19 protein-coding genes and 2 tRNA genes are annotated in these 21,180 nt (G+C 47.7%); 13 read left to right on the top strand and 8 right to left on the bottom strand.

Going from position 1 to position 21,180, the window contains the following annotated elements:
- Positions 1–139: 139 nt before the first annotated feature.
- Entirely contained in the window at positions 140–1,171 is a 1,032-nt protein-coding gene (locus NI000_RS31980) for an LCP family protein (RefSeq protein ID WP_253415374.1), read from the bottom strand.
- 199 nt (positions 1,172–1,370) lie between these two features.
- Between NI000_RS31980 and NI000_RS31975 the strand changes: the two genes are divergently transcribed.
- Positions 1,371–1,454 (top strand) — tRNA-Leu (locus tag NI000_RS31975).
- A gap of 234 nt (positions 1,455–1,688) precedes the next feature.
- On the opposite strand, the gene NI000_RS31970 is transcribed toward NI000_RS31975, so the two are convergent.
- Positions 1,689–2,192, bottom strand: a complete 504-nt coding sequence (locus tag NI000_RS31970; RefSeq protein WP_253415373.1) for an Ig-like domain-containing protein — start codon at positions 2,190–2,192, stop codon at positions 1,689–1,691.
- A 293-nt stretch (positions 2,193–2,485) separates the two neighbouring features.
- Here NI000_RS31970 and NI000_RS31965 point away from each other — a divergent pair, with 293 nt between their 5' ends.
- From NI000_RS31965 to NI000_RS31955, 3 genes are all read left to right on the top strand, one after another.
- The gene (locus tag NI000_RS31965; protein ID WP_253415372.1) at positions 2,486–2,866 is read left to right on the top strand and encodes a MerR family transcriptional regulator; all 381 of its coding nucleotides are present in this window, start codon (positions 2,486–2,488) and stop codon (positions 2,864–2,866) included.
- Between the two features lie 131 nt (positions 2,867–2,997).
- On the top strand, positions 2,998–3,891 hold the full coding sequence (locus tag NI000_RS31960; protein WP_253415371.1) for a DMT family transporter: 894 nt from the start codon (positions 2,998–3,000) through the stop codon (positions 3,889–3,891).
- 67 nt (positions 3,892–3,958) lie between these two features.
- Positions 3,959–4,042 (top strand) — tRNA-Leu (locus NI000_RS31955).
- 179 nt (positions 4,043–4,221) lie between these two features.
- Here NI000_RS31955 and NI000_RS31950 read toward each other — a convergent pair.
- The 6 genes from NI000_RS31950 to NI000_RS31925 all read right to left on the bottom strand — a co-directional run bounded on the left by NI000_RS31950 (position 4,222) and on the right by NI000_RS31925 (position 11,517).
- Positions 4,222–5,418: a benzoate/H(+) symporter BenE family transporter gene (locus NI000_RS31950; RefSeq protein WP_253415370.1), complete on the bottom strand. Its 1,197-nt coding sequence runs from the start codon at positions 5,416–5,418 to the stop codon at positions 4,222–4,224.
- Positions 5,419–5,439: 21 nt separating this feature from the next.
- The gene (locus NI000_RS31945) at positions 5,440–6,183 is read right to left on the bottom strand and encodes a YggS family pyridoxal phosphate-dependent enzyme (protein ID WP_253415369.1); all 744 of its coding nucleotides are present in this window, start codon (positions 6,181–6,183) and stop codon (positions 5,440–5,442) included.
- A 98-nt stretch (positions 6,184–6,281) separates the two neighbouring features.
- On the bottom strand, positions 6,282–7,874 hold the full coding sequence (gene serA / locus NI000_RS31940) for a phosphoglycerate dehydrogenase (RefSeq protein ID WP_253415368.1): 1,593 nt from the start codon (positions 7,872–7,874) through the stop codon (positions 6,282–6,284).
- Positions 7,875–8,101: 227 nt separating this feature from the next.
- Positions 8,102–9,532 carry a MocR-like pyridoxine biosynthesis transcription factor PdxR gene (gene pdxR / locus NI000_RS31935; protein ID WP_253415367.1) on the bottom strand — a complete coding sequence of 477 codons (1,431 nt, stop codon included), beginning with the start codon at positions 9,530–9,532 and terminating at the stop codon, positions 8,102–8,104.
- Between the two features lie 144 nt (positions 9,533–9,676).
- Positions 9,677–10,228, bottom strand: coding sequence for a pyridoxamine 5'-phosphate oxidase family protein (locus NI000_RS31930; RefSeq protein WP_253415366.1), 552 nt, complete (start codon positions 10,226–10,228; stop codon positions 9,677–9,679).
- 347 nt (positions 10,229–10,575) lie between these two features.
- On the bottom strand, positions 10,576–11,517 hold the full coding sequence (locus NI000_RS31925; RefSeq protein ID WP_253415365.1) for a ketopantoate reductase family protein: 942 nt from the start codon (positions 11,515–11,517) through the stop codon (positions 10,576–10,578).
- A 174-nt stretch (positions 11,518–11,691) separates the two neighbouring features.
- Here NI000_RS31925 and NI000_RS31920 point away from each other — a divergent pair, with 174 nt between their 5' ends.
- The 9 genes from NI000_RS31920 to gtfA all read left to right on the top strand — a co-directional run bounded on the left by NI000_RS31920 (position 11,692) and on the right by gtfA (position 21,163).
- Entirely contained in the window at positions 11,692–12,252 is a 561-nt protein-coding gene (locus NI000_RS31920) for a TetR/AcrR family transcriptional regulator (protein ID WP_253415364.1), read from the top strand.
- A gap of 162 nt (positions 12,253–12,414) precedes the next feature.
- Positions 12,415–13,752 carry an ABC transporter substrate-binding protein gene (locus NI000_RS31915; protein WP_253415363.1) on the top strand — a complete coding sequence of 446 codons (1,338 nt, stop codon included), beginning with the start codon at positions 12,415–12,417 and terminating at the stop codon, positions 13,750–13,752.
- A 106-nt stretch (positions 13,753–13,858) separates the two neighbouring features.
- On the top strand, positions 13,859–14,740 hold the full coding sequence (locus NI000_RS31910; RefSeq protein ID WP_253415362.1) for a carbohydrate ABC transporter permease: 882 nt from the start codon (positions 13,859–13,861) through the stop codon (positions 14,738–14,740).
- Complete coding sequence (locus tag NI000_RS31905; protein ID WP_253415361.1) at positions 14,737–15,564, top strand: carbohydrate ABC transporter permease; 828 nt, start codon at positions 14,737–14,739, stop codon at positions 15,562–15,564. Before NI000_RS31910 ends, NI000_RS31905 begins: the two co-directional genes overlap by 4 nt.
- Before the next feature lie 79 nt (positions 15,565–15,643).
- Positions 15,644–16,633 carry a LacI family DNA-binding transcriptional regulator gene (locus NI000_RS31900; protein WP_253415360.1) on the top strand — a complete coding sequence of 330 codons (990 nt, stop codon included), beginning with the start codon at positions 15,644–15,646 and terminating at the stop codon, positions 16,631–16,633.
- A gap of 171 nt (positions 16,634–16,804) precedes the next feature.
- Positions 16,805–17,632, top strand: a complete 828-nt coding sequence (locus NI000_RS31895) for a ChbG/HpnK family deacetylase (protein WP_253415359.1) — start codon at positions 16,805–16,807, stop codon at positions 17,630–17,632.
- Positions 17,633–17,679: 47 nt separating this feature from the next.
- Complete coding sequence (locus NI000_RS31890; RefSeq protein WP_253415358.1) at positions 17,680–18,654, top strand: LacI family DNA-binding transcriptional regulator; 975 nt, start codon at positions 17,680–17,682, stop codon at positions 18,652–18,654.
- A gap of 72 nt (positions 18,655–18,726) precedes the next feature.
- Positions 18,727–19,683, top strand: coding sequence for a carbohydrate kinase family protein (locus NI000_RS31885; protein ID WP_253415357.1), 957 nt, complete (start codon positions 18,727–18,729; stop codon positions 19,681–19,683).
- A 10-nt stretch (positions 19,684–19,693) separates the two neighbouring features.
- On the top strand, positions 19,694–21,163 hold the full coding sequence (gtfA, locus tag NI000_RS31880) for a sucrose phosphorylase (RefSeq protein ID WP_253415356.1): 1,470 nt from the start codon (positions 19,694–19,696) through the stop codon (positions 21,161–21,163).
- The last annotated feature ends 17 nt before the right edge of the window (positions 21,164–21,180 follow it).

The following is a 21,180-nucleotide window of genomic DNA, read 5'->3' as shown; positions in this document are numbered from 1 at the left end:
GAAGCAAGGCTCGGCATTGAAAGGAACCGTGATCGGCGTCGTGCTGACGCTGCCGATATGGGCGGTGATCATATGGCTTGTGCGCAAATGGCTGACCGATTGATAAGCAAGCGCTTGCTCTTTTCGCATTTCCGCTGCTTTAATGCAGATTTTCACGGACCAGTTCCTTCAGCCGTTCCTTATCGGGCTCCCAGTACCAGAGAGGAGAACGAACAAGCGGATCGGTTGCTACGACGGATTTGCCGGGAATTTGCATATAATTAATGTCCTGGCCTTTCATACCCTTGAACATCCAGGCGAGGCTGATCAGATCGCTGTCGGTCAAGTTCGTATCGACCAGCTCTTTTTTGGCCTGCTTCAGAAGCCCCGGAAGCTCGGTTATTTTCTCCGGCGCCAGCAGCTTCTGTACGACGGCCCGCATCACCTTCATGTGGTCCGTCTGTCTTCCGAAATCGCCGTCCTCCAGCGAATACCGTTCCCGGACGAAAGCCAGTGCAGTTAACCCGTCCAAATGCCGGCTTCCCGCTTCCAGCGGCTTGCGGGTCATGGACAGCCACATGTCTTTCGGAATGTCTACGTCGATGCCTCCGATCGTATCGATAAAGGAGACGAATCCGGAAAAATTCGTCTTTACATAATAATGAACCGGAATCTGCAGCAAGTCGCTGACGGCTTGAATCGCCGCTTCGGTTCCCGATTTCTTGCCGCCATCCATTTCAGCCATGAAATGCGCGTGGTTTATTTTCGTTAAGCCGATCCCGGGCAGCGGGACCCGGGTATCCCGTGGAACGGAAATGAGATGGACCTTTTTCTCGGCGGGAACGACATGAGCGAGAAGAATGACGTCCGTACGTGCGGATTGGCCGCTTGTCGTGTCCAATCCGAGTACCAGTGCGTTAAAGGCGGTCGACTCGTTCGGGATTGCGGGTTGTACCGGCTTGTCGCCGGGGAGAGCCGCTGAAGAAGTTGAAGCCTCGACAGCTGTCGGATCGTTCGGTAGAGACTGGGAATGGTCTGGAGGAGCTGTAGAGGAGACGGCGGAGGGTGCGGCGATGACCGGATGAGATTTCATTTCAAAATGGCGGGCGGGCTCCAAATAACGGTACAATAGCCCGAGACCAGCCCCTGCGAATACGACAACGGTAAGCGCGTAGAGCTTCCATCGTTTCAAGTGAAATCACCTGGTTTCCTATGGGATAGGATGCGATTTGTAACCTAATTATGAATTATTAATACAAATTGTATCATAATATGATTTGTAAAAAAATATGATGCATAAAATGTTTGACTTCAGACTTGAACGATGATATGATACTCCTTGTCCCCTTGAAAGAGCGGCTTTCGGGCAGCCAGTCAAGGCAGGGAAATATGCGGTCGTGGCGGAATTGGCAGACGCGCTAGATTCAGGTTCTAGTGGTGTAACAGCCGTGGAGGTTCGAGTCCTCTCGACCGCATCAACGCAAAAACCAAAAAGATCCTTAAATTACTGCTTAAGTAATTTAAGGATCTTTTTTTATACCGTCACCGCTTGGCGCAGTATTATTACTCGCGCGGCAGGTGCTGAAGAGCAGGAGTACCATATTACTATACTTAAAGGGAAAAAGTATCATAAATAAATTGAGTTGGGGGCATTCAAAAAAACGATCCCGGTTATTTTAACGGGAGTGCAGGAGTCCTATGCATGATTATTAACGAACTAAGCGAATTTGAATAGCTTCCAAACGTAACGAATTTCCGGTTGTTCCGGCAATATCTCCGTCACGGACCCATCCTTGCCAGCCAAGGTTTTCTACATGAGCCCGATACTCGATATGGTAACCAGGGGGCGCATTCTCCAGTTTGATTTCGAGAGCTTCCAACCGTTGCGAATTACCAACCGTCCCCGCCACTTCACCGTCTTGAACCCAATTTTGCCAGCCCGTGTGTTCTATATGGGCGCGATACTTCACATGGACATCCGGCAACCCGGTGACTCTTACTTTGAGGGCTTCAAGACGCAGGGATTGTCCCTCTGAACCAGCGACTTCTCCATTCCAGACATAAGGCTGCCATCCGAGGTTTTCCACATGAGCTTGGTACAATACATCTCCGAGTTCAGCAGCATGAGCTTTTGGAGGAGGGATAAACAACGTCGAAAGACTGAACACCAGTGCCATCATTAATAACATCACACTTTGGATACGAGTTCTCATTGCTTTTTCTCACCTCGACATGAAATTTTGATTGCAATCGAAGCTAACGCTGTCTTTTTGATTTCTGCCCAATACTTGTAAGATGATTTTGATGTAACCAAAACTTACAAATAACAAGCTACTGCCAAAAACAAGTAAACAAGCGGTTAGTACACTCATGATGGAAAGTTTCGTTATTTTTCGTTTCCTCAATCCCTCCCCTAATAAAATGAAATTATTAACTTTGATTCCAATTTATTGTAATTCCATTTTTTTAATATGTAAACATCTTTTATTATATAAAAGTGAGCTTGTTGAGAAAGTGGGGAATTGAGGCAAAAGAGGTGTACGAGTGGCTGCCGATTATCGAATCGTTGCAGAGGCTTGAGGAGAACGATCCGCGGGCAGACGAATGGATTCGCATACTGCGTGACATTCATGGCCACCTCGGGGAGCCGCCGGATTCTCCCACTTCGAGACGGTTAGCCGAACGGCTGCTGGAAATCGAGGGACAATGGTTCGGGGACCGAGAGGACGTACTGGAGAAATATTGGGAGTGGATTCATCCGGAACCTGGCGGCCACGAGAAGGTGCTTGGTCTCGATGAGGAGACGATGGCGTATATTGAACGCATCACGGACGAATATTTGCGGACGGACAAGCGGGCAAAGCGGAAGAAGGGAATATGGAAGTAAGACGATCTGTCTTATTCCGGAACTTTTTTTGAATGTATTCCATACTTCGATGAAGAACGAATTATTCTTCGTTTACAATGACAAATGATTCGCTTCCGCGAATCAAAGTAAACGAAGGGGGATATCGCTGCATGAATACAATCAAATTTGTGCCGTTGATCGTTTTAACAACTTTTTTAATGGGCTCTTCTTTCACTGTAGGGAAATTGGGGCTGGCTTACTCGTCTCCTTTGTTATTGGCCGCATTTCGCTTCATTCTCGCTGGAATACTCATGGGGGTCTTTGTTATCGGACTCCGAAGGCCGCATCCCGATTCCAAGCTCGTCTGGATCCGGATGCTGGTTATCGGGGCGTTTCAAACGGCAGGGGTCATGGGATGCATTTTTTTGAGTCTGCGAACCATTACGGCCAGCCAGTCGTCGATCCTGACGTTTACGAATCCGCTGCTTGTGGTCATCCTGGGGACGGTCCTTCTTAAGGCGCGGTATAAGCCTTATCAATGGATAGGTGTTTTGCTGGGGCTAACTGGTGTAGCTATAACCTTGGGAACGCGGCTGGAAGTCAAAATCGGCCTGCTCTTCGGCCTCCTCTCCTCGGTATGCTGGGCAATGTCGACATTACTGGTCAAACGATGGGGAGGGAGGATCGACTCGTGGGTGTTATCCGCTTATCAAATGCTCTTCGGGGGCTTGCTGCTCTTTTTGAGCAGCTTGGTTCTTGAAAGGCCGTTCTTTATTGTCAACGGCCATTCCTTGGCGATTTTGCTGTGGTTAAGCGTACTGTCTTCTATTGTACAGTTTGCCGTCTGGTATTACGTGCTTCAAAGAAGCGATCCGGGCAAAACAAGCGCGTTTTTATTTTTGGCTCCTTTTTTCGGGGTGTTAACGGGCTGGAGCGTATTGGGGGAACCGCTGCATCCTTCGATCATAGCAGGCGGTCTGTGTATCGGATCAGGCATCTTTCTTGTCAACATGGACTTTAAACCAAGATCCGCGACAACGAAGAATAGCAGATCTAACGCTTGACATGGCCCAATACCCGTTATATAATTCCATTTGTCGGTTCGAAATCGATCGAATCGCAGCGAAATATGCGGTCGTGGCGGAATTGGCAGACGCGCTAGATTCAGGTTCTAGTGGTGTAACAGCCGTGGAGGTTCGAGTCCTCTCGACCGCATCAACTTAACAATGAACGAGCTCTTGAATCTGACCTTTTGTCGATTCTGGAGCTTTTTTTATACTCGGGATGTGTAATGTATTGCTCATCACCACATATTCGCAAACGGTATAGATCGATCCGTATATACTTTTTTCCTATAGTGTTGCCTCGCGGGTATGTACCTGTTCAGAGACGGCTTATGCATATGGCTTTCTCCGAAATTGCCCATGTATCCATGCGTGAGCTGCCAGGCCTGCGACCAATCCCCAAAATGCACCGCCGACTCCAAGCAAGGTGACATTGGCTGCTGTTGCCAAAAAAGTAATCAATGCAGTCTCGCGGCCTTTTGGCTCCGTTAAAGCGTTGGCCAGGCTGCCGCCTATTGTGCCGAGCAGCGCCAATCCTGCCAACGTCGCAATAAATGTGGCGGGAAGGATGAGGAAAAGCGAAGCCAGCGTAACACCCAATATCCCGACTACCATATAAAAGAGGCCACAGGCAATCCCTGCAAGGTAACGCTTTTTCGAATCCTCGTGTGCGTCTTTTCCTGTACAAATCGCAGCCGTAATGGCCGCTACATTAAAAGCATGCGAACCGAATGGCGCAGCAAGGAGCGACCCCAAACCCGTTATGGTCAAAATGGGATTGGCGCTTGTCTTAAATCCATCATTGCGCAGCACCAGCATTCCAGGCATGTATTGTCCCGTCAACGTAATGATAAACAGCGGTAATGCCACGCCTAATAACGCATGCAGCGAAAATTCCGGAACGACAAATATCGGTGAAGCAACGGCCAGTTGGATCGTGCTGAAATCGGCTTTTTCTGTACTAATCAAATAAACCAGCCCGATTGCCAAAATGCCGATGATCGCATACCGGGATGTGAAGCGCCTTAGCACGACATACGCAGCAAACAACACCACGACCAGCACAGGGTCAATTTGCGCACCGCCAAAAGCCGAGATGCCAAATTGAAGTAAAATACCGGCCAGCAATCCTGAAGCAATGCCTGGCGGAATCATCCGCACGAAACGTTCAAACATGCCTGATAAACCCAGCACGACAAATCCCAGAGCCGAGATCATATAAGCGCCAATTGCTTCGGCATAAGGGGTTACCGCTAGCGCCGAGACAAGAAATGCTACCCCAGGCGTTGACCACGCCGTAATAATCGGCTCCCGGTAACGATAGCTTAGCCATATCCCGGTTATCCCTACCCCAATTGATATCGACCATATCCATGAAGCAGTCATTTCAGGGCTCAACCCCGCGACTTTCGCCGCCTGAAACACAAGAATAAACGTACCGCCATAGTTCACTATGACCGATATCAAAGCCGCGATCGTTGGCGATATCATATCGCGGCCGCGCAGCGGAGGGGATGTTGTGTTCATAAGCGCTCTCCTGCCTCTCTTCTAATCATCATGGGTTATATGTTCATTCCAGTAATACCCGTCCGGCAGATAGCGCTGCCCAAATACGTTTGTCCCCAGGCGTATGATGGTGGCGCCTTCTTCGATCGCCACTCTAAAATCCCCGGACATCCCCATGGAGAGAATATCCATGTCCACACGCGGAATCTCTCTCTCTTTGATTTGCATTTGAATTTGCTTTAACAGTCGGAAGCAGTGCCGGGTCTCATCATTATTTGCACCCAGCTTTCCAATCGTCATCAAACCTTTAATGTTTAGCGTTTCAAATTGGGATAACTGTTCTACCAGCTCCAGCGCAGCTTCCGGCGGAGCGCCAAATTTACTTTCTTCGTATGACGTGTTGATTTGAACCAAAATATCTATGGCCTTGTTCTCTTTCATCAGTTGCTGGTGCAACGCTTGGCCCAGTTTCAAACGGTCTACCGAATGAATCAGCTTCACATATTTGACAACATCCTTGACCTTATTCGTTTGCAAATGGCCGATAAAATGCCATTCCACCTTTTGGTATTGCTGCATAAGCGGAAACTTGCTCCGCAGCTCCTGCGCCTTGTTTTCCCCAAATAACGTTTCACCCGCTTGCATGGCCATTTCCAGCTTTTCAATCGGCACCGTTTTGGTTGCTAGCAACAATTTTACTTCTTCTGTCTTGCGCCCCGATGCTTGGCAAGCCAGTTCCATCTGCCGCCTGACCGTTTCGAGATTTTTTTCAATGAGATGTTCCATATCCTTCCTTCTTTCTCCATTTCGTCTGGCTTTTCTGCACAAACCGCATATGGGAGGGCAATCCATTTTCCTTGACTGGATGGCGTCTCATTTGAAGGCTAGTCAAAGTTGATCTCCCGTACACGTTTGATTTCCGGTATCGCACATAAGGCTTCCATCACTTGTTTGGGCACTTTCTTATCCACTTTTAGTATCATGACCGCTGAACCGCCAATCTCGGTTCGGCCAACCTGCATCGTGGCAATATTAATGCCGCTATCTCCGAGCAACGTTCCGACGCGGCCTATGATCCCTGGCTTGTCTATCTGTGAGATCAACAGGACATAGCCTTCCGTTGGAAGTTCTACCGGGTAAGGCCCGATTCGAATGAGTCGTTCTCCAACGCCAGCCACGGCCGCCCCCGTCACCCATCTTTCTTCCATCGTGGTCTTTAATCGAATCGTAATCCCATCGGCCGCACCTTGGTCAATAAGGGATTTGCGTGTCCCAATATGAACGTCCCGATCCTTCGCCAAATAGAGGGCATTGACAATATTGACTTGTTCCGCGCCGAGATGATGAGAAAGTATCCCTTTAAGCGCATAGGGTACAAGGGGTGAGATGTCCACATCGGCAAGCGCTCCCGCACATTCCACAGACACTTCACGCACAGCGCCATCCGTCATTTGGGCCAGCGATTTGCCCAGTTGGTCGCACAAGGTAAAGTAGGGCTGCAGCCTGTTAAGGAGCCCTGACGGAATCGCAGGCATATTGACGGCATGCTTAAATGGCTCGTTGCGCAAAATATGGATCACTTGCTTCGAAACGGCGATGGCTACATTTTCCTGGGCTTCAAAAGTAGACGCGCCCAAGTGCGGGGTAACAATCATATGGGGATGATTAAAAAAAGGATGATCCGGCTCCGGAGGCTCCTTTTCAAATACATCAAAAGCAGCGCCGGCCACAATCCCTTCATCGAGCGCTTCGAGAAGGGCAGCCTCGTCAATAATTCCCCCGCGGGCGCAGTTGATGATACGCATGCCCCGTTTCATGATGCCAAATTGCGGCTTCGCTATCATATGATGCGTTTCGCTGGTCAGCGGCGTATGAACCGTGATAAAATCCGCTGTTCGCAACATCTCGTCTACTGTCGTAAGCCTGACCCCTAATTCATTCGCCCTTTCTTCCGCCAGGAAGGGATCGTAGCCAATAACGGTCATACCGAACGCCGCCGCGCGTTTGGATACTTCGATTCCGATACGGCCGAGCCCCATCACACCAAGGATCTTGCTTCGCAATTCAACGCCAAGAAAGGATTTGCGGTCCCACAGCCCAGAAACGGTTTTCGTATAAGCTTGCGGAATATGCCGGGCTAACGCCATCATCATCGCAAAAGTATGCTCACATGTCGTGACGGTATTGCCGTCTGGTGCATTGACCACCACAATCCCCCGGCTCGTCGCGGCGTCCAAATCAATATTATCAACGCCGACCCCCGCCCGGCCAATGACTTTCAGCTGGACACCGGCTTTCATGATGCGCCGAGTGACTTTTGTTTGGGAACGGACGAGCAACGCATCATACGAACCGATGATGGAAATAAGCTCTTCCTCGCTCAATCCCGTCTTTTTTGTGACCTTCACATCCAACGCACTCGTCAACTGCTGCAAGCCAAAATCACTAATTGGGTCTGATACCAAAACGTTAAACATTGGTTTTCCTCCAATCAAAAGTCAACTCTGCCTGTCTAGTCTTATCGGAATACCATGCTAGTATAGCAATAGTTGGATTGGTAATATATATCCAAAAATATTAATTTCGAGCAATCCAAAAGTGTTTACCCGTTAAACAACTTGCCCCCCTATGTTTTTCATAGGTGCTGAAATAAAAATATCCCCTCAAGTCAACTTTTTAAAAAGTTGATTTGAAGGGGATATTTTTACAAGAGCATCTCCGAGAGGCGATAAATGCCTTCTTCAATGGCGGCCTCATCTACTTTGGCAAAGCCCAGCACCCATCCCTTTCGTTTGCTTTCCAAGCAATACGTGCTAAGCGGATAAACCCGGACCCCGTGTTTGAGTGCTTGATTCGCCACAGCTTCTTCGTCAAAAGACGCTTCAGCTTCTAGCAGCATATGCAACCCCGTTTCGACACCGCTAAGTGTGAAACGTTGGCCCAGGCCGGTTGCGCTGATCATTTTCGTCATGGCTTCGTGCCTGCGGCGATAAACATTTCTGACTCTGCGCATATGACGTATAAAGTGGCCGTGCTCAATAAAGTGGGCAAGCGTTACTTGCTCCATAATCGGAAGATGCCGGTACAACAACTCCTGTACCCGGGCAATTTGGCGAATGGCCGCTTTGGGACCAACAATCGCCGATATTCGGATGCCGGGAGCAACCAGCTTGGAAAAACTCATCATATACAACGTGTTCTTGGGTAATTGGCTGAATAATGTGGGAAGTGGCTCGCCTCGGTAGCGAAATTCACTGTCGTAGTCGTCCTCAATAATCCAAAATGGGCGCTGGGCGGCCAGATGCAGCAATTGCTGCCTGCGCGGTTCCGACATTATGACTCCGGTCGCGCACTGGTGCGAGGGAGTAACATAGACAAGCTTGGATTGCGGATGAATACGGTCTACTTGCAGACCGTGCTCATCGATAGGAACGGGAGCAACCTGCATGCGCCGATACTTCATCGCCATCCAGGCCGCAGGGAAGCCGGGATCTTCCACTGAAACCGTCTCTCCTTCCTGCAAGAGAGCTTGGGCGATTAAATCGATGCTATGCTGAGCGCCCGAGGTTAATACAATTTGGTCGATATGCACGTGGACGCCACGCGTAAGCGACAAGTAGCGTTGAATTTGTTCGCGCAACGGCACGAAGCCGTAGGCATTGCCATAAGCCCAGTGAGCCAGGTCTGGTTCCGCCGTGGCTTGTACAAACGATTGCCTCCAGAGCTTATGAAAATGGTCATCCAAATAAGGTTCGTGTGGACTGAAATCGATGAATGCATGGGTATTTTCTTTACCTCTGAGCCAAGTTTGCAAATGACCGACAGTAGTGTTCAACATAGGCAATTCAGGTTGAAGAGGCCCTTGGGGTGAAGCGGCCTCGGAGGAAAGGGGACGGTACGTCCAATCACTAACTCTTGTCCCGCCTCGACGAGAGGTGACGGTGTATCCGCGGCTATATAATTCCTCATAAACGATCTGGATGGTCGAACGTGACACCCCCACTAATTGGGCAAGTTCACGAGAGGGGAGCAGCAGTTCGCCTGGTGGCCATTTTCCCGTGGTAATGTTATGGATCGCTTGATCCAGCAGTTGCTGCCAAATGGGACGGTTGTCGTCTCGGTTTATTTTTAACATTTGGCAAACCTCCAATGTTTGCATTTCAATTATGGATTGTTCAAATGAATTATGAAATACTATCATGAAGGCAGCTGTGTTTGCAAGGTGGAAGAATTTCCTTCTTGCATAAGTTACTTTGTGAGGCTTTGGAACGAAACCGCGTCAGTTGTTGGCATCGGAAACCGACCGCCCCGGGTAAAACATGTTTTGGCTGTCTATAGGATTCTCTTTCGCTGTTATCGTGTGCGGCCGCAAGCGATATACAGATACTGCCTGATGGTCAAGGGAGGAACGGTATTTCTCGACATGCACTTTCGATAACGGCCGGTCGTAAAAGCCCGGTACATATTTGTTCAGAAATTGTTGAAGAACCTCTGTCGAATCGTCCGATTGGTCCACTTTCTCCACGTTTCCAAACAGCATTACGCTCATGTAGGCAGTATCCGTTTTAGCCGGGACGGGAGCGGTCACGGTGCCATACTCTTCGAATACCGTAAAGCAAGCAAGATTATTTTGTTGTATGACGGAAATCTTTCTGCCACTACTTAGTCCGTGAAAGTAAATGCATTTATTCCACCAAACGTAATTCAATGGCACGACGTATGGCTGAAGTCCATCTGCCAGACCCAATAAGCCAGATCTGGTTTTTGTCAAGAAAAGGTCTATCTTTTCCTGATCCTCGCAGTTTCTTTGTGCATGAATCATGGGTCTCATATTGAGCCGCTTCCTTTCTGTTTCCAAATGAATTCGCGAATTTTGCTGCCATGATTTTATACTATCTTAATTTTGATGGTTTACTATATCCAAAACAAGGTGATTTGAGCAGTCCATATATAAGGCGGCTGATCAAATTCAGAAGTAGGTCGGAAGCTAGTACAGAATGGTAGAAACCAATCGTGGAGAGTTTTGAATTGATTCGCATACCACTAAGTTCTGAGGAAAAAATAATCCCATTGCATGTACGGGAAGGTCTTTACATCATCCGTATTAACAAAGGTTTCAGCTCATCCGGCTGGAACCTTTGTTCGTTAATAGGGCGATTTTGCTAATGATAAATCCCGTCACGCTCCGGAAATAAACGGAGAGCTGGCATTAAACCGCTCTTCCAGCACATCCCAATGGGGAGTGGGGACGTTGGACCGTTCTTTCCAATCGCGAAACACGCGGTTTAAAGCGGCGATTTCGTAGGGGGAACCGTCGACCAGCCGACTGGCCGGCAGCATATGATATATTTTTAGAAGCAGCCGCAGTAGCGTTGGGTGTTTACGAATCAATGAAGCTTGAACGGCCGGTGTTAAGGGATAACCCTGGGCTTCCAGCACGCGGAAGCCTTCGTCCATGGCCGCAATCATTTGCCGCAGCAGCTTATCGTCCCTGGCGATTTTTGTCATTTGGCGCTCATGGATAATCGTTACAAAGCCCAGCGCTACAATGGGTACAATATGATTCTTCAGCCAAGCGTCTATATTTTCGTGATAGACAAGTTTGTATTTGGTTTTCGCAAACGCTTGATCAATCGCGGCCTGAAAGGGAATCGGACCATCCAAACCGCCGAGCACCATCTGTACGCCTCCGCGGATACAGACGGTCCGCCCGTTTTCCCTGCTTCCGGCGCTAATTTGGAACCCGAAGGCGATATTTTTGTGCATATCGCTATGCTCCTCCAGGTAATTTTGCATATCATGGGCATCCGTATTATTACCCACCAGAACGATATTGCTGCTCCGATTGTTGGCCAGGATAGGCAGTACCGCCGGGAAATCCGTATATTTCATGACGACAAAGATGAGATCGTAGATATCGCCCGCTTCCAGCGTCCGGATGACGCGTACCGGATCCACCGTCGTTTTCCGCTGAAAATAATGGCGGATGACAAGCCCCTCCTTCTCCAGCTCCTCCGCCCGTTTTCCTCTGGCCAATACGGTCACATCATTGCCCCCGCGCACAAGAACATGGGCCAAATAACTGCCTATAACTCCTGCTCCATAAACCAATACTCTCATGCTGTTATCCTCGCTTTCATATTTAATGAACATTTGTTGTATAATTGACGTTTGTTGATTACAATTACGATAGCATCCGGTGAAACACCGGATCAATCGGTAATATTTTTGATTTTGTTGAATATTCAACAAATGCGCTCGGATTGTCTAAAAAAGGAGCAGAGAGAAAGAGTTATGGACAGACGAATTCTAAAAACGAGGCAGGCGATCATGGAAGCTTTTGTCGGGCTGATGGAGGAGAAAAGCTTTGAGAAGATCACGATTCATGCAATCGCGGACCGGGCGAATGTAAACCGGGGGACCGTCTATTTGCACTTTACGGATAAGTACGATCTGCTGGACCAGTGCATCGAGACGTACTTGCAGTTATTGTATGAAAGCTGCATGCCTGACGGGGATCCAAGCAAGGTGGCTGCAAAAGCTTTACTGCTTCGCACGTTCGAATTTTTGGAGCGCCACGCCTCCATCTACTCCACGCTAATGACGAGCAAGGGGATACCCGCCTTCCGCAAGCGGATGATCGCGATGATGGAACGGGGCATCGAGGAGCATATCAAAAGCTGCGGCATCAGCCCGGGCATAAACCGGGAAATCGTCGTCCAATTTCTGGCCGCCGCGGTCTCCGGTCTGGTGGAATGGTGGATTGTTCAATCGATGCCTTACACTCCAAAGGAAATGGTGGAACAATTGATGCTGATCCTGGAGCGGAATTTGATCCTGCCGGAGCAGCCTTGATGGGGATCATTTTATTGAATTTAATTTGAATTGAAGCCCAATCTTTTTTGCATCGCAGAAAAAATATGATAACCGGTTGACATACGACATGACAACCGGTTATCATAAATGTGAAACAAAGATGAATGCGCATTCAAAAATGATAGTCAGGGGGGAAAGATTTTGAAAATTACAAAGAGCATCACATTGGGAATTTGTTCTGCTTTACTGCTTTCTTCATTGGCGGCTTGCTCCAAAAACGATACTTCAAGCCCTTCGGCGGAAGCGACCAACCAGACCAAAGACGTTAAGATTACTTTCTTCAATACGTCAGCCGAAGTAAACAATGTATTTGAGGACCTGTTTAAAACGTATCATGAGCTGAATCCCAATGTGAGCATAGAATTGATTCCGACGCCAATTGGCGGCGGACAGCTGGAAAAATTTCAATCGTTATTAGCTTCCGGCAACCCGGCCACGATCGCCAATCTTGACCCGGCAACCATTTTACAATTTAAAGACAAGTTTGCGGACCTGGAGTCGGAGAAAGCGAAATACGAAAAGCTAACGAAGCAAGGGGCGGTTGACGGAGCTCTGCTGGACGGAAAATTCCTTGGCGTTCCATGGACTGCCCAGGGATACGGCTTGCTATATAACAAAAGAGTTGTTGAGGAGGCGATCGGAGGGAGCTTTGATCCGGCTTCTGTGAAAACCCGCAATGACTTGGAAGCGTTGTTTAAGAAAATTGAAGCCTCCGGCAAGGCTCCGGTGATGATTCACGGAGCGGATTGGTCCTTGGGCGCTCACTATCTGGGATTGGCCTATTCATTGCAATCGAAAAACGTGGATGAGAACCGCAAATTCGTAGAGAGCCTGAAAAAGGGCGATGTCCAATTGGCGAACAATCCTCAATTTAGCGGATTGATGGATACCTTCGACTTGTTGAAAACATACAATACGAGAAAAAATGACCCGCTTGTTGCAGACTACATGAAAGATAGCGGGGATTTCGCAAAAGGCAACGCGGCCTTCTACTTTATGGGAGATTGGACTTGGGCTGTCATCGGAACGTTAGAAGGTCGGGACAAAGAATTTGGTATGATTCCGGTGCCGATTAGCAATAATCCGACGGACTACGGCAATACGCAAGTAGCTTACAGCGAACCGAAGTTGTTGGTTGTTGATAAATCGGGGTCCACTCCCGAGCAGCAAAATGCCGCCAAAGCGTTCATCGAATGGATGGTGACAAGCGAGCAGGGGCAATCGGCGATCGTTAATAAAATGGGTCTCTCCATGCCTTATAAGGAGGTAAAGGTAAAGGGTACGAATGTGATATCCGATGCCGTAACCAAATATGTAGATCAAGGACAAGTTATTAATATCGGAGTGATCAACTATCTTCCGACAGACTGGTGGTCGAAGACGGGAGCGTCTATGCAAAAATATTTGGTAGGAAAGATCGATCGCAAGGGACTCGCGGATGAAGTTCAAATGTATTGGAAATCATATTCCGGGAAATAAGGACTTGACTCGCTGAGAGGTAGAAGATGGGTGACTAGGCTCCGCCTTTGCTCCCCATCTTTTACTTAAAGGCATTTAAAATCCTGGTTGTAAAGGGTGCGGCATCATGAAGAAAAACATATTTATAAGGAATGCAGGAATCTTTTTGCTTTTCGGGGCTCCTTCCATTTTTGCGTTTGGTGCTGTTGTCTTGATCCCGTTTCTGGTTGGATTATATTTGACGTTTACGAATTGGGATGTGCGAATGACCAGCAGTTCATTCATTGGTTTGGCCAATTACTCCAAGGTGTTTCATGACAGCGTATTTCTCACCCAATTGTGGTTTACCGTCAAATATGCTTTATGTACCGTCTTGATCTCCAACATCGTGGCTTTTTTCATTGCGCTGGCGTTAACTAGAGGAGTGAAAGGGGAGAAATGGCTTCGAACGGGATTTTTTACACCGAATTTGATCGGTGGAATCGTACTGGGCTATTTATGGCAGACTCTATTCTCGCAAGTATTGCCGTATCTGGGCAATAAATATGGATGGGCCTTGTTTCAATCGTCTTGGTTAACCGATACGGATACCGCCTTTTGGGCGCTTGTCATTGCAACGGCTTGGCAATTGGTCGGTTATCTTATGCTCATTTATATAGCCGGCTTCTCGGGCGTTCCTAATGACGTATTGGAAGCCGCCAGTATGGATGGAGCGAACAACGCTACGATACTTCGCAGAATCATTTTGCCGCTTTCGATTCCCGCAATCGTCATAAGCATATTCATTTCCATTTCGCGGTCATTTTTAGCTTATGATATAAATCTGGCTTTAACTAAAGGCGGACCGTTCCATTCGACCGAGATGGCTTCGTACCATATTGTTCAAAAAGCGTTTCTATCTAATCAATTCGGAACGGGGCAGGCCGAAGCGGTTGTCTTGTTTGCCGTGATAGCCTTGCTTGCGCTTACTCAATCCTACCTGCTGAAGAAACTGGAGGTCGAATCATGAACCATGCTCGACAATCAACCTCACAAATCAAATCAGCATTGCTGTATATTCTTTTATTCGTATTTTTAACTCCCTTCTTATTGGTCGTCATGAATTCTTTCAAAAAAACGCAGCAGTTTGTGGAAAATCCTTTGTCTCCCCCTAAAGCCCTGCTTTTCGGAAACTATATCAGCGCGTATAAAAGTATGGACTTTATGCAAGGATTTCTAAATTCTTTCGTTATTACGGCGGTTGCCGTTTTCATCATTCTTATTTTCTCATCGATGACAGGTTATTTGTTCGTTCGCTTCAAATGGAAGCTAAACGCAATACTGTTCTTTATCATGCTGGCATCCATGGCGCTTCCGTTCCAGGTCATCATGATCCCGCTGGTCATGTTGTACGGAAAGCTGGACCTGTTGAATATGAAAGCAACTTTGCTGTTTATGTATCTCGGGTTTGGCGTACCGTTTGGCGTATTTACGTTCCACGGGTTCATCAAAGGGATTCCTTATGAATTGGAAGAATCGGCTTTTATCGAGGGAAGCTCAAGGCTGCGAACGTTTTTCCAGATTATTTTGCCGCTGCTGAGACCGGTCTTCGTAACGCTAATCGTTTTGGATGTGCTCTGGATCTGGAACGATTATTTGTTGCCCAGCCTGGTTTTGCTGTCGCCGGAACAGAGAACGTTGCCTCTCTCTACGTTTTCTTTTTTCTCGTCTTACTCCGTTGATTACGGTCCCTTGATGGCAGGATTAGTTATGACGATTATACCGGTGCTGATTCTATATCTTTTTCTTCAAAAACAGATCGTCAAAGGAATTACGGAAGGGGCCCTGAAATAAAAATCCCCGTACGCTTTCGAGGCTGAAAATGCGATGAAAAAAGTGTATAATTGCCTTAAAAAAGTTAAGGTGTGCATCTATGCCTAAAATCGAAGATGTAGCTGCGAAAGCAGGGGTTTCGGTAACGACGGTCTCCCGCGTGCTCAATAACCGGGGATATATCAGTCAAGCGACACGGGATAAGGTAGCTCAGGCCATGAAGGAGCTAAATTATCAGCCGAATGAAATGGCTCGTTCCTTGTTTAGAAAAAAATCGAATATGATCGGTCTGATTATTCCTACAGTATCTCATCCTTTTTTTAGCGAGCTGGTTTATCATCTTGAGTATTATGCCGATCAAAAAGGGTATAAAGTGCTGCTATGCAATTCCAATCGCGATATTTCGAAAGAACGCAAGTATATCGACATGTTGAAGAAGAATCAAGTGGACGCAATTGTTATGGGAAGCAATGTGCAGGACGTCAAGCATTATCTCAATTTAAATTTGCCGATCATATCATTTGATCGTACGGTTGCCAATAATATTCCCATCGTTACTTCCGATAATTATACGGGAGGCAGACTCGCATCCCGATTATTGGTCGACAAGGGCTGCCGCAAGCTGGCGCATATTTCTGGCGGAGTAGGCGGGCCGAATCACGCCGCATTGCTGGCGAGCAAGAGATTTCAAGGATTTAGGGATGAGCTTCCGGATACCGGAATCGAACATGTTAGCTTGGAGCTGGAGATTACCGGTTTAGGCGATAAGCGAAATGTGGATGAGCTTGTGCGATTTTTTCAAGAGCATCCGGATGCGGACGGAGTATTTGCCACCAGCGACGTCCTGGCTGCCTTGGTCATTCAAGCTTGTCATCAATTAAAGAAAACAATCCCGCAAGAAATGAAAATTATCGGGTATGACGACGTGGGAATCGCATCCTTGGTATGGCCCCGCCTGACATCCATAAGGCAGCCTATTCGGGAAATGAGCGAATGCGCCATTGAATTGATTGCAAAGCTGCTCCAAGGGGAAGAGGTCTCTATGATAAATTCGTTTCCGGTCACGCTTATACAGCGGGATACGACATGAATTTTGAATGGGAATTTGATGAGGGATGAACAAAATAGCGGGCGCGTGGCTTCGGGACAGAAGCCGGCATCCGGTTGCGCCCTTAGTGTCAACCGGTTGACACATCATTGCGTCATTGCTGTCCCAAAATCAATCTTAACATCGAGGATCGAAATGGGGAGGGAGTGAACCGTGCTTCGGGAATCGAATGGAAGGGAGCCCGCAATCCGGCTCATAACCAGGGCGGACGATTGCGGCAGCTCTCATTCGGCCAATGTAGGCATCGCAGAGTCTTTAAAAGCCGGATTTATAAAAAATGTCTCTTTAATGGCTCCTTGCCGCTTTATAGAAGAAGCCGCCGAAATGTTGATCGGACGTGAAGATGTTTGTTTTGGTTTGCATGCGACGTTGAACGCGGAATGGGATCAAGTAAAGTGGGGGCCCGTTCTGCCGATTTCACAAGTCTCTACCTTAGTCGACGAAAACGGAATGTTTACGCCTTCTCCGCAAGTATTTGAGACGCACAAGCCTGATTTGGACGAAGTCATGCTGGAAATTCAGGCGCAGCTGGACAAGCTTAGACGGCTGGGGTTCCAAATCGCTTACGTCGATACCCACATGTTTCCGGAGTACCATGTGCCCGGTATGGAAGAGCGAATGACGGAATGGGCGGATAAAGAAGGATTGTTATACTGGAACCGTTTTTGCTCTTCTTTACGACGGGTAGAAGAAACCGATCATCTTATTGATGATATCGTTTCGCGCCTTAAAGCCGCTGATAAGGGACAATATTTATATGTCGGTCATCCGGCGATCGATACCTGCGAAATGAGAATGCTGGGGAATAAACACATTTCCGGGGATGAGCTTGCCGCCGGCAGAGTGTTGGAGGCGAGACTTTTCACCGATCCGCGAATCCTGGAGCTATGCAAGGAGAAAGGAATCGTTCCCATTCGATACGACGAAGCGTCCGTGATCACGGAGAGGCTGCCCCCGCTTGATGAATGGTTTTTCTTGTGACAGCTCAAATCCAAAACGGCGGCTGTCTGATACAAGGAGGAGCTTTGATGGCCGTTACGATAAAAGATATCGCAGAAAAAGTAGGGGTTTCGGTTACGACAATTTCCCGGGTGTTAAACAACCGGGGATATTTAAGTGACGACCTGAAGAAAAAAGTGCACGAAGCCATGGAAGAGATGAACTACCAGCCTAACGAGCTGGCACGTTCATTATCGCGCAAAAAATCGAATGTTATTGGTCTCATTATACCGGACATCTCCCATCCGTTTTTTGGGCAAATCACAAAGCATATCGAATATTACGCTTACAAGCACGGCTATAAGCTGATGCTCTGCAATTCTTTACTTAATAAAAAAAAGGAGAAGGAGTATATCGATTTGCTAAGAGCCAGCCAAGTGGATGGAATTATTATGGGCAGTCATACGATGAGTGTGAAAGAATATACGTCGATCAAGCTTCCGCTGGTGACCCTGGATCGTCAAATTTCTAAGTCCATTCCATGTATTTCGTCAGACAATTATAGCGGAGGAGTGCTGGCCACCAAACTGCTTCTTAGCAAAAAGTGCAGAAAAATCGCTTATTTAAGCGGAAACTTGCGGCTAAATCTGTTGGCCAAACAGCGGCATGACGCATTCATTGAACAAGTGAGCGGCAAAGACGTCGGTTTTGTGGTTAAACAAACGGATTTGAACGGTTTTAAATATAAGGAATACGAAAATTTGGTTCGTGAATTATTTGAAGAACATCCCGATATTGACGGCGTATTTGCAAGCAGCGATATCCTGGCGCTGCAGGTCATCAAGGAATGCCGGAGACTCGGCAAGGCCGTACCCGAGCACGTGAAAGTCGTAGGCTATGACGGAATTCAAATTGGCGGTACGGACGATTTGTCGACGGTAGAGCAGCCGGTCAAGAAGATGGGGGAATTGGCGGTCAAATACCTGCTTCGGCAAATTGCGGGCGAAGATATGCCTCTGGAAACGATTCTTCCGGTTAAATTATTGGAAAAGGGAACAACATAGGTTCTTTTCTGAAAGAAGTGGACTCGGTGTTTCCCGCAATTAAAATTAACGTAGCCGTAGGAGGAAGTTATTGTGTTTGAATTTAAGCAGGTCTTGGATTTTGAGGATAGACAGAATGATGTATTGATGGCCGGGGAGCTTCTGATCGATCTGATTTCCGCAGAGTACGAAGATGCTTTTGAAGGAGCTGCATACCATAAGTTTTTTGGCGGATCGCCTGCGAATATCGCGATGAACGTCAAAAAATTAGGGGGCCGTTCGCAGATTGCAGCAGCCGTAGGCGAAGACAGATTAGGCAGCTTTTTACTCGATCAATTGCGCATAGCGGGGATTGAGCCGGAATTCGTTGAAACCGTGGAAAATTCAACTAGTCTGGTCCTTCTTACTAAGAGCAAGTCGACTCCGGTTCCCGTCTTTTATCGATGTGCGGACTATCAAATTTCCTATACTTCAAAGCTTGAAGAAGCCCTGCTCCGGTCAAAGATCTTGCATTTCTCATGCTGGCCCATTTCCAAGCTACCGGCCCGCGATACGATCGAAAAAATGCTGGACCTTGCCGCAAAGCAAAACGTGCTGATCGGTTTTGACCCTAACTATCATCCGGTATTATGGCAAAAGGGCGAAGATGGCGCAGCCTATGTAAAATCCATCATCGGTAAGGTCGATATCATTAAGCCGTCGGGCGACGATGCGGAAAGATTATTCGGCAAAGATACGCCCTATAACCACATTAAGAAGTTTTTGAGTCTCGGCGCCAAGCTGGTGATCCTGACTTTGGGAAAGTACGGCGCTATGGTATCCAACGGAAGCGAGACCGTTACCTTCAAGACTCTGGCTACGGAGGTAGCGGATACGACCGGAGCGGGAGATGCGTTCTGGTCCGGATTTTATACGGCGCTGGTGAAAGGATATTCCATTCACGAAGCCATTTCTCTTGGATTTGCCGTTAGCGCCTATAAGCTGAAATATACCGGCGCGGTGGTGGATTTGCCTGAACTCGAAGCGATAAAAAACTTATACGAACTGTAGGAGGTTCCATATGTCCGTCAAAAATCAAGTGCAGCTGATTACGTATCCCGACTCCCTTGGCGGAGATTTAAAAACGCTCCATCGCGTGCTGAATACGTATTTTTCAGACGTTTTCAAAGGTGGTATTCACATTTTGCCGCCTTTCCCCTCCACCGGAGACAGAGGGTTTGCGCCGCGAACTTATCTGGAAATTGATCCGATTTTTGGCACATGGGAAGATATGAAGGCCATCGGCGAGCAGTTCGATGTTTTGGTTGATTTGATGGTTAACCATATTTCCCGGCAATCGTCATACTTTCAAGACTTCCTTGAAAAGGGGAGGGAGTCCGAGTACGCGGACTTATTTATCACATTAGATAAAATTTGGCCGGATGGCCAACCTGTGCAGCAAGACATCGATAAAATGTTTCTGCGCCGGCAGCTGCCTTATTCGACCTTCACTATTGCGGAGACCGGTGAAGAGGAAAAGGTATGGACCACATTTGGCAAAACGGACCCATCTGAGCAGATTGATCTCGATATAAAATCGGAAAAAGTCAAGCAGCTTTTGACGGACTTCTTTCTAAACTTTAAGAAGAACAATGTAAAAATTGTCAGGCTCGATGCTGTCGGTTATGTGATCAAAAAGCTCGGCACCAGCTGCTTTTTCGTGGAGCCGGAAATATATGAATTTCTGGACTGGGTGATGAAGCTTGCCGCATCGCTTGAAATTGAGCTGCTGCCGGAGGTTCATGCGCACTATACCACACAATACAAGCTTGCCGAGCATGGCTGCTGGATTTACGATTTTATCCTGCCGTACCGGATTCTTGAAGCCTTGATCAACCAAAACAGCGGGGATTTGGTTCATTATTTAAAGACCCGGCCGAAGAACCAGTTTACGATGCTGGATTGCCATGACGGTATTCCGGTAAAGCCGGATTTGGATGATTTGATCGATACGAGAGAAGCGAGAAAAATTGTGGATGTATGCGTGGCTCGGGGAGCCAACCTCAGTCTGATCTTGTCGGATGAACATAAAGCGGCGGATGGATTTGATGTCCATCAAATCCGGTGTACCTATTATTCCGCATTGAACAGCGATGACGACGCTTATTTGACGGCACGCGCCATTCAGTTCTTTACGCCCGGCATTCCGCAGGTGTACTATGTGGGGCTGTTGGCCGGCGAGAACGATTATGAACGTGTAAAGAATACCGGAGAAGGCCGGGAAATCAACCGCCACAACTTCTCTCTGGAAGAGATCGAGCGGTCTCTGGAGAAGGAAGCGGTGCAGCGGCTTTTGAGGCTGATCCGTTTCAGGAACGAATATGAAGCTTTCCAAGGAGAATTTGAGGTTCTTGATTCGCCGGCGGATGAGCTTCGTCTCAAGTGGACAAAGGACGATAAGAGTTGTATGTTGCTAGTCGACTTAAGAGCAGGCCTTGCCGAGATTTCCTATGTCGATGAAGAAGGATTCGCCGATCATTTTGCAGTCTGATTAAGCTTGGGGAAATT

Origin of the sequence: Paenibacillus tyrphae, assembly GCF_024158745.1 — a bacterium.
Lineage (GTDB): Bacteria > Bacillota > Bacilli > Paenibacillales > NBRC-103111 > Paenibacillus_G > Paenibacillus_G tyrfis_A.
The sequence above is the reverse complement of the archived record's forward strand: the minus strand, read 5'-3'. Positions and strand labels throughout refer to the sequence as shown.

What these genes read in the sequence shown, in the direction of transcription:
- NI000_RS31970 (WP_253415373.1), bottom strand. Translation starts at nt 2,192, where the DNA reads ATGAGAACTCGTATCCAAAGTGTGATGTTATTAATGATGGCACTGGTG.
- NI000_RS31960 (WP_253415371.1), top strand. Translation starts at nt 2,998, where the DNA reads ATGAATACAATCAAATTTGTGCCGTTGATCGTTTTAACAACTTTTTTA.
- NI000_RS31950 (WP_253415370.1), bottom strand. Translation starts at nt 5,418, where the DNA reads ATGAACACAACATCCCCTCCGCTGCGCGGCCGCGATATGATATCGCCA.
- NI000_RS31945 (WP_253415369.1), bottom strand. Translation starts at nt 6,183, where the DNA reads ATGGAACATCTCATTGAAAAAAATCTCGAAACGGTCAGGCGGCAGATG.
- serA (WP_253415368.1), bottom strand. Translation starts at nt 7,874, where the DNA reads ATGTTTAACGTTTTGGTATCAGACCCAATTAGTGATTTTGGCTTGCAG.
- pdxR (WP_253415367.1), bottom strand. Translation starts at nt 9,532, where the DNA reads ATGTTAAAAATAAACCGAGACGACAACCGTCCCATTTGGCAGCAACTG.
- NI000_RS31930 (WP_253415366.1), bottom strand. Translation starts at nt 10,228, where the DNA reads ATGAGACCCATGATTCATGCACAAAGAAACTGCGAGGATCAGGAAAAG.
- NI000_RS31925 (WP_253415365.1), bottom strand. Translation starts at nt 11,517, where the DNA reads ATGAGAGTATTGGTTTATGGAGCAGGAGTTATAGGCAGTTATTTGGCC.
- NI000_RS31920 (WP_253415364.1), top strand. Translation starts at nt 11,692, where the DNA reads ATGGACAGACGAATTCTAAAAACGAGGCAGGCGATCATGGAAGCTTTT.
- NI000_RS31910 (WP_253415362.1), top strand. Translation starts at nt 13,859, where the DNA reads ATGAAGAAAAACATATTTATAAGGAATGCAGGAATCTTTTTGCTTTTC.
- NI000_RS31905 (WP_253415361.1), top strand. Translation starts at nt 14,737, where the DNA reads ATGAACCATGCTCGACAATCAACCTCACAAATCAAATCAGCATTGCTG.
- NI000_RS31900 (WP_253415360.1), top strand. Translation starts at nt 15,644, where the DNA reads ATGCCTAAAATCGAAGATGTAGCTGCGAAAGCAGGGGTTTCGGTAACG.
- NI000_RS31890 (WP_253415358.1), top strand. Translation starts at nt 17,680, where the DNA reads ATGGCCGTTACGATAAAAGATATCGCAGAAAAAGTAGGGGTTTCGGTT.
- gtfA (WP_253415356.1), top strand. Translation starts at nt 19,694, where the DNA reads ATGTCCGTCAAAAATCAAGTGCAGCTGATTACGTATCCCGACTCCCTT.